6 protein-coding genes are annotated in these 8,159 nt (G+C 68.3%); all 6 read left to right on the top strand.

The features are described 5' to 3' along the window. Positions 1-714 precede the first annotated feature (714 nt). The 6 genes from BM385_RS26220 to BM385_RS28330 are packed head-to-tail and all read left to right on the top strand — an operon-like array spanning position 715 to position 7,992. Positions 715-1,041 carry a hypothetical protein gene (locus BM385_RS26220; protein WP_139275249.1) on the top strand — a complete coding sequence of 109 codons (327 nt, stop codon included), beginning with the start codon at positions 715-717 and terminating at the stop codon, positions 1,039-1,041. A 15-nt stretch (positions 1,042-1,056) separates the two neighbouring features. Next, positions 1,057-1,410 carry a hypothetical protein gene (locus BM385_RS26215; protein ID WP_093844591.1) on the top strand — a complete coding sequence of 118 codons (354 nt, stop codon included), beginning with the start codon at positions 1,057-1,059 and terminating at the stop codon, positions 1,408-1,410. A gap of 38 nt (positions 1,411-1,448) precedes the next feature. After that, positions 1,449-4,127, top strand: a complete 2,679-nt coding sequence (locus BM385_RS26210; RefSeq protein WP_093844590.1) for an ATP-binding protein — start codon at positions 1,449-1,451, stop codon at positions 4,125-4,127. Continuing rightward, positions 4,124-6,427, top strand: a complete 2,304-nt coding sequence (locus BM385_RS26205) for a hypothetical protein (protein ID WP_139275247.1) — start codon at positions 4,124-4,126, stop codon at positions 6,425-6,427. Before BM385_RS26210 ends, BM385_RS26205 begins: the two co-directional genes overlap by 4 nt. After that, positions 6,420-6,995 (top strand): hypothetical protein, encoded by a 576-nt coding sequence (locus BM385_RS26200; protein ID WP_093844588.1) that lies wholly within the window; start codon positions 6,420-6,422, stop codon positions 6,993-6,995. Before BM385_RS26205 ends, BM385_RS26200 begins: the two co-directional genes overlap by 8 nt. A gap of 1 nt (position 6,996) precedes the next feature. After that, positions 6,997-7,992: a C40 family peptidase gene (locus BM385_RS28330; protein ID WP_093844587.1), complete on the top strand. Its 996-nt coding sequence runs from the start codon at positions 6,997-6,999 to the stop codon at positions 7,990-7,992. Positions 7,993-8,159 lie beyond the last annotated feature (167 nt).

Here is an 8,159-nt window from a genome sequence, read left to right as displayed (position 1 = left end):
GTGTCGCCCCCGCCCTGTCGTCGCTGTCGTTGTCGCTGTCGCGTCGGTTATCCGCTGAAGCTGAGAATTCAGGACGGCCGGCCTCCTGGCCGTCCGATTGAATTCGACTCGGGCGATCACGCCGCTTGCTTGACACTCGGATTCCTATCCCTGGTGCTGGCTGATGTGCGGTGGAGGTGGGGTCTGAATAGCGACTTTAGTCAAATTCCATTTGGCTAGCTGATTCGGAATTCTGATCGCAAGGCCGATTTTCCGATGCCTTCTATTTTTCGGATGCCCAATGAATTGGTAACGTCGCCATGTTTCGCCTTCTCTGTTTCTCTGGCGGTTCCCCTATTCGACCGGTGTTCATGGTCGTTTCCCTCCTTTCATATTGGTTTCGCTCCCGGTGAGATGTCGGTATCCTCGGCACCTGCGCAGCCGTTACCAGGGGAGAGGTCAACGCCTGCGCCGGGGTGGTGTGTAGGCCGTGCGCCGCACTGGTGTCCCGCGACACGCCGACCAACCGCACCATGTCTCGTGAGTTTTACGAGACATGGCGCACCCATCGTAGGGCGGCGCTGCGGCACATCTACAGAGCACACCCGCGCGACTACGCAACGCGGCCGGAACGTCGTACAGTAGGGGGCGCATATCTCGTAAAACTTACGAGACTTGATCCACCATCAGTGAGGGGACTCAGAGGTGACCCGTATCCGTACCATCCGTGCCCACATGCGCCAGCTGCGCGAGCGCCGCCAGCTCCGCGCCGCCACCAGCGGCATCCAGCTGCCCGCCGTCGCGGCGGCTCCGGCCTCCGTGGTGCTGGCTGAGGTGACCGTCAGCACCCTCAACGCGCGAGACTGGTTGGCCGATAACGCGATCCCGCTGGGCATTGCGTTCATCGGCGCCATCATCGTGTTCAGCGCCAGGAAGAAGGATCACGGCAGCACGATGGAGATCGTTGGCCTGGCCTGCGTTGGGCTGGCCGTCTTTTCGCTCGCGTTCGGCACCCTGGCTCAGGACTTGGGGTCGTGGCTGCGCGAACTCGTTGTCTCCTGAACTGCGGGGACTGCCATGCAGATGCACACCGACGATGAGCTGTACCAGGTGGATGACGTGTTCCTGGGGCCGCGTGGCCAGACGTGGCCTTTCAGGGTGCGCTACCGCGCCTACGCCATCGGAGGCGCCGTCTTCGGCGCCATCATCGCCGTAGAGATGTGGGTCGGGATTGTCGGCCTCTGGCCAGCGGTCTTCGGCCTCTTGACCGCGATCTGGCTCACTCAGCGCGCGATGGACCACGTAGACCACGAGCGCACCATCCGATCGGCCGCCACCACGCTGTGGCACGAGATCACAGCCCCTCGCCGTGGCCGGTCCGGTGCTACCCGGGCTCGGATGTCCCTGACCAGCGTCCGACGCACCCGCTGACCGATCGCGCACTGCCCAACGACCTGGAGCAAGACGACATGAGCATGAGCCACAAGAAGAAGCCAGCTGGCCGGCCGCCCGCCCGCCGGCTCCTGGACCGACTCCTGACCACCAAGACCCACACCCGCGACCGCGCCTACTCCTCCGGGCTGCAGCTCACCGACGTCATCGGACATCTGGCCGTGTCCCGCACCGGACAGGTCACCGCATGGTACGTAGCCGCCCCTCAGCGCTGGTCGTTCCGAACTGACTCTGACCGGAACTGGCTGATCACCGCGCACGCCACGCGCCTAGCCGAGCTGACCGGCCGGCGCATCCACCTACGCATCACCCACCGCCCCTACCCGGTACACCGCTGGGCCGAAGCACTGCACCACGCCACCCTTGACCCGCTGCCCGGCTGGGAGCGCTACCTAGAGGAGGAACAGCGCAAGATCGCGCGTCTCCCCCTGGACGACAAGATCGTGTACTACGGGGTGAGGGTCGGGCGGTTGAGCAGCGCGGGCCGCTCCAGCGCACGCCTGATGCGGTCGGCGATCACCCGGGAGTCGTCTGCCATCGCGGATCAAGCGGGCATCGTGGACCGGATCATGGCCGCCCCGGGCATGGACGCGCGGCCGGCGGACCCGGCCGCGATGGACTGGCTCCTAACGCGCTCGATCGGCCTCGGGCTGCCGGCGCCCGTGGTGCTGCCCCGCCCCTCCGGGGTCTGGACGCCGGAGGACATCGCGGAGTGGACCGAGGGGATCGAGTGGACCGCGCCTGATCCCTACAGCCCTCACATCAAGGTGTCGGGTGAGCGGGACGGGCAGCGCGTGGAGCGGTACGTCACCGTGACCACGCTGGGGCAGATGGATCTGCCAGCCATCCCCGAGTCCGGATACGGGCCCTGGCTCCAGCGCCTTGACCGGCTGCCCTTTCCCGCTGAGGTGTCGGCGACGATCGATGTCCGCGATGGCAAAGAGGCCAACCGCGAGGTACTTGACCAGCTTGCGCGCGTCCAGGCGCAGCGCGACCACCACGCTGAGCACCGGGTGGCCGAGCCCATGAGTCTCGCTCGCCAGGGTGCGCTCGGGCAGATCATTGAGGACGACGTACGGTCGAACTTCTCGGGCTTGTCCACTCGGGTGCAGTGCTGGGTACGGATCGCGGTGTCCGGGCGCGACCCGGAGGAGACGCGGGCCCGGGTGCGGATGCTCACCGAGGAGTACACCCCTCGCGTCACCGTGGTCCGGCCAGCTGGACAGTACACGCTCGCGAGAGAGTTCATCCCGTCCGAGCCGCTGGCCGTGGACTCCCACAAGAGGAGGATGCCGGTTACTACGCTGGCCGGCGCTCTGCCCGCAGCCAGCGCGGAAGTTGGCGACCGACACGGCCCCAACCTGGGCTTCACGAGCGGCATTACGCGGCGGCCGGTGATGTGGCACCCCTGGCGCAGCCAAGAGGTACGGGAGAGCTCCGGGCTGACGCCGGTAGTCGGCTCCCTCGGCGCCGGTAAGACGGTGCTCTGCGGCCAAATCGTCTACAACACGTCCCGCATGGGCGTGCCGTGGGTCGTGCTCGACCCCTCGGGGCCGGTGACCCGCCTGTGCAGCCTCCCCGAACTACGGCCCTACTCCAAAGCCATCGACCTGATGCGGGCCGAGCCGGGCACCCTGAACCCGTTCCGAATCATCCCGGACCCCGACCCTGCCCACTACCGGCCGGATGCCGAGGAGTACCGCAACGAGTCTGACCCCCAGAGCGCAGCCGAGGACGCCTACCGGTCAGCTGTGGCCAACGCCCAGAGTCAGCGCAAGACCCTGTGCATGGACGTGATGAGCGGGCTGCTGCGCTCACAGATCACCGACTCAGAGATGACACAGCGCGCCCTACACCTGGCGGCGCGGCGCGTGGACGCCACCACCCACGCATCCCCCCGCGATTTCCTCACGGCCCTGCGGCAGCTGGAAGGCAGCCTTGAAGAGCACGCCCGGGACATCGCGGAGTTGCTGGAGGCTGCAGCGGAGCTGCCACAAGGGCAGCTGATCTTCCCGCGTGTGGAGGCCGGTGACGACCGGTACCAGAGCGCTCATCATCGCCTGGTGGTCATGTCCATGCGTGGGCTCACTCTGCCCACTGAGGGCAGCAGCCGCGCCGAATGGTCCCTTGAGGAGCAGTACAGCATGCCCCTGCTCTATCTGGCCGGCTGGTACGCGCAGCGCAGCGTGTACGACCGGCCCATGTCGGACCGCAAAGGGCTGTGGCTGGATGAGTGTCACGAGATGCTGCGCGTGTCCTCCGGCCGCGCGCTACTGCGCAAGACGGGCCGTGACTCGCGCAAGCACAACGTTCGGGCCCTGTACGGGACTCAAGACGCTGGAGACATTCTGACCGCCGATATCAGTAACTGGGTGGACTCCGTATTCGTGGGCCGCACGGTGGGCGCAGAGGCCCAAGCGGCGGCGCTACGTCTGCTGGGAATCGACCCCGGCAACGGCTACGAGTCCGTGCTGGCCGGCCTGTCTCAGCGCACCCGGGGCAGTGACCAGCGGCGCGGAAGCAGAGAGTTCATTTGGAGCGATGGTGATGGAGGGATCGAGCGCATCACGGTGACCCTCGACCACCGCCCGCAGCTGCGGGACGCTCTCGACTCCACCGCCAACCCCCACAAGCGCACCGCGACGCCGGCCGAGAACCCCTACGTCACCCTCTCCAAGGGCGGCGGTGCATCGTGAGCAACTGGATGCGGCGCCTCCTGGTGGTGCTGGGCACAGCCGCGATGCTCGCTGCGCTCAGCCTGACCGCGCTGCCCAGCGCCACCGCGGACCCCCGATGCGAAATCCTCGACGGCACAGCACGCGACTTCTGCGAAGACGGGGGCGGGGGCGGGGGCGGGGGGAGCGCAGACCCGGCGGACCGGTGCGAGCTGCTGGCCACCACCACCCGCGTGTGGTGCGAACGGGGCGCAGCGATGGACTGGGGATCGCTGACCGATTGCAAGGCGCCTCCGACTCCGGCCCGGCCGGATGCTGGCATGCATGGTTGGTTCGGGGGCGTGACGCCTGCGTCTACCAGCGGCCCCGTAGATCCGGCGGATGAGCAGTGGCAGAGCCGGTTGTACGAGCAGTACGGCATGGGCGGCCTGAAGTGGCACACCTACGACACCGGCTGCGTGGGCGGCGTCGGCGCCTGGGGCGAAACGGGCATGGCCAACATGGTGTTTGACTGGGGCAAGTGGTGGACGGGCTTGGGTGTCGCCCTCCAGAGGGAGAGCACCAACGACGGATTCACCTCCGGCCTGTCCAACGTCTTCGAAGACGCCACGATCAACCTTGGGGCTGCCCTCTACGCTCCCTGGCTGCCTGTCTCTGTCGGCCTGCTGGGAGTCGCCATCGTTTTCCGGGCCCGGAAGAAGGAGACGGCCGGCATCCTGACTGCCGTGGGCTGGGCTGGTGTCGTCATCGCGCTGGCCTCCGCTGTCCTGGCTTACCCGAGGGAGCTGGGCGCGTTCGCTGATGAGGCGATCACCGGCACTGTGGGCGCTGTGCAGCAGGCACTCACCGTGGACGGCACAGCGGCCGGCGATCAGAGCGCGGCAGCCGTCGCCCAAGGCAACTTGATTCAGGGCAACATCCTCTATGACCGCTGGCTGTCCGGCGCTCTGGGCAGCACGGACTCTGCGACGGCCCAGGAGTACGGCCCTGTGCTCCTGGACGCGCAGGCCCTCACCTGGACTGAATCGGCGCTCCCCGATGAGCAGCGGCAGGAGGTTGTACGGGCCAAGCAACAGGCATGGGTTGCCCTGGCTGACCACATCCAGGAGACGGACCCGGAGGCGTACGGCTACCTGACGGGCAACGACGCTAGCCGGTTCGGTGAGGCGGCGTTGGCGGGTATCGCCGTGATCCCTGCCAACCTGTTTGCCATTGCCACCGGGTTCGTCTTGGCCGCAGCCCTGTTGATCTTGCGCATGGCGGTCATGTTCGTGCCGGTGCTCGCGCCGATTGCCCTGCACCAGCGGACCGCCGGCCCGATGAAGACGCTCGGCAAGAGCGTGGGCGCAGCGTTGGTCAACGCGCCGCTGTTCGCCGTGGCGGCCGGCGTCAACGTGTGGCTGATCCGCGCCATCCTCGACCCTGACAACGGCATCTCGATGTGGTTCGGGATCGTGCTGATCTACGTTGTGGCGGCGATGCTCTGGGGCATGACCCGGCCCCTGCGCCGCATGACCTCCATGGTCAGCCCCAACCAGCCGTTCATGGCGGACGGCATGGGCGTACTCGGCAAGGGCAAGGCCGCCGTTGCGGGCGGGGTCATCGGCTACGCCAAGGGCAGGATGAACGCGAGGCACTTGAAGAAGTACTTCGACCAGCTCCGGCCCGGCGACGCGGGGCGCGGCCCTGAGACGACGGAGGAGGCGCGGCCCGAGGAGGGAGCCGACGTGTCCGCCGGCCGCACCAGCACCCCGCCCCGGGCCGAGCAGAGCGACGGTGCCCGCATGGGCGGTGACCTGTCCCGCTGGCAGCACGCGGAGCGGGAGGACGAGGCGCCGTGGACGGACACCACCATCACCGTGGAGCGGGACAGAGACAGCACGGCTGACGCGTACGGCGGCGGTGACATCCAGGTGTGGCGGCCGGCGAGGCGCGAGCAGCATGAGGAGCCCGACCCGACGACGCCCTACGCGCCTGCCGGCGGGCACACCACCAGGAGCAGCGGCGCCAGTGCAGACGTCCGCGTGGCCGTGGACCGGATGCCCCGGCAGACGCGGCCGGCGGCGGCTGAGACCGCTACTCCCCCCCGGGTGCCCGCTCCTCCGCCCCGCCCCGCTCTCACCCCCGGCAGCAGCTCGGCCAGCACCGCGCAGCCGAGCCAGCCGGACGCCCCGCAGCCCTCCGCCGGCCCGCGCGTCGTGACCCCGGAGGCAACCGAGGACGGCCCCGTGTTCGTCATCTACCGGCCCAGCACCGGCGGATACGACGTGACCGGCACCGGCACCGGCAGCACACCAGATGAGGGGGGGCCCCGTGCCTAACCTGCCTGACCTGCACACCATCCTGCGCTGGCCGCTCTACTCGGTACGCCGCATCATCGGTCTGAGTATCGTCCTGCTCCTGGCCGTCGCCGCAGTCAACATGCTTGGTGCTAGGGATGCGGAGCGGGCGGCGCGCGCCGCGGTGGACAGCCCTAGCCCAACTCCTCCACCCAGCACGGAGGATGACCGGGGAGGCGAGGAGGCCGACGACGGCCAGGAGCAGCAGCCCGACGACGGCCAGGACCTCGATGCGGCGATGGACACCGCTGCCGCGTTCGTCCGCGCCTGGGCGGCCGAGGACGTCAACTACGTGCAGTGGATGGAGGGCATGGAGCCGTATATCACGAACCAATTCAGGGAGGCGATCCAGACGGGGCACCCCGACAACATCTCTGTGACGACGGTGGAGCGGGTACAGATCACCCAGACCGGCACGGCCGGCCGGACGTCAGCAGCCATCACGACGGATGCTGGGATGCTCTCCGTGACGCTGGTCAGCTACACCGCCGGTCAGACCTGGCTCGTGTCCGGCATCTCACCCGGCGCGCAGCCCGAGCCGGGGACCTGAGATGGGCGCCCCCATCGCCGCCGGACTGCTGGCCACCCCAGCAGTCCGGCGCCTGCTCACCACCGGCACAGCCGCCGTAGCTGGCGCCTGCATCCTCGGCCTGTACGTCGTCGCCACCGATAGCGGAGCGGCTGGCGCAGGCACCGACATGGCGCCGATCAGCTGCCCGGCCGAGATCGACGGCACGAGCCTGGACGCCCACCAGCGGGACATGGCCGGCATCATCATCCAGACGGGCCGAGAGATGGGCATCCCTACCCGAGGGCTGGTCATCGCCATTGCCACCGCCCTCCAGGAGTCCGGTCTACGCAACATCGACTACGGGGACCGCGATTCGGTGGGTCTCTTCCAGCAACGGCCATCGATGGGGTGGGGCACGGTAGAGCAGATCATGGACCCGGCCTACTCCAGCAGCAAGTTCTACGCCGGGTTGCTGCAGGTGGCCGGCTGGGAACGGATGCCGCTCACCGAGGCAGCACAGGCCGTGCAACGCAGCGGATTCCCGGACGCCTACGCCAAGCACGAGGGGCACGCGGTCAGCATCGTGGCGGCGGCCGGCGAGAGCACCGCAGGGTGTACCCCGGTGCACGCCGCGCCCGATGCCGCCACCGCCGCCATGCTGCAGGTCGCCCTAGAACAGGTGGGCAAGCCATACGTCTGGGGCGGCACCGGCCCGGACGGCTTCGACTGCTCGGGCCTGATCGTGTACGCGTGGCAACAGGTGGGATACCGCCTGTCCGTCCGCATCTCACAGGACATGCACGCCATCTCAACCCCCGTCGAGCCCGGCCAAGAACGCCCGGGGGACCTGCTGTTCAGCCAGTTTGGGGAGCAGGCGGGCGTACCGGGGGCGGCTCACGTCCTGGTGGTCGTACAGCCTGGGCTAGCCGTGGAGGCGCCCCGCACCGGCCTGGACGTGCGCACCCGTACGTACGACATCGAGGCCGAGGGCATGACCGTGGGGCGGCTGCCTGCCAGTTCGCTTACGAGCATCTGATACCGGCCGCGCGCTGCCCCGCCGGAGGAGTTGGAGGGGCAGCGCGGATTAGTTGGGTCAGCAGCGGTCCGAGGCGACACGCGACGGCCCACCCGCCTGGCGTCGCTGCTGTGGGTGCATCGTCGTATCCGATCCTGTCTCGGTCGAATTGGTCAATGCGTTGACCG

This window comes from Streptomyces harbinensis (assembly GCF_900116145.1).
Taxonomy (GTDB): Bacteria; Actinomycetota; Actinomycetes; order Streptomycetales; family Streptomycetaceae; genus Streptomyces; species Streptomyces carpaticus.
This window is presented reverse-complemented; position numbering and strand designations above follow the sequence as displayed.

Coding starts and splice junctions, on each gene's coding strand:
- BM385_RS28330 (WP_093844587.1), top strand. CDS start 6,997: ATGGGCGCCCCCATCGCCGCCGGACTGCTGGCCACCCCAGCAGTCCGG.
- BM385_RS26215 (WP_093844591.1), top strand. CDS start 1,057: ATGCAGATGCACACCGACGATGAGCTGTACCAGGTGGATGACGTGTTC.
- BM385_RS26210 (WP_093844590.1), top strand. CDS start 1,449: ATGAGCATGAGCCACAAGAAGAAGCCAGCTGGCCGGCCGCCCGCCCGC.
- BM385_RS26220 (WP_139275249.1), top strand. CDS start 715: ATGCGCCAGCTGCGCGAGCGCCGCCAGCTCCGCGCCGCCACCAGCGGC.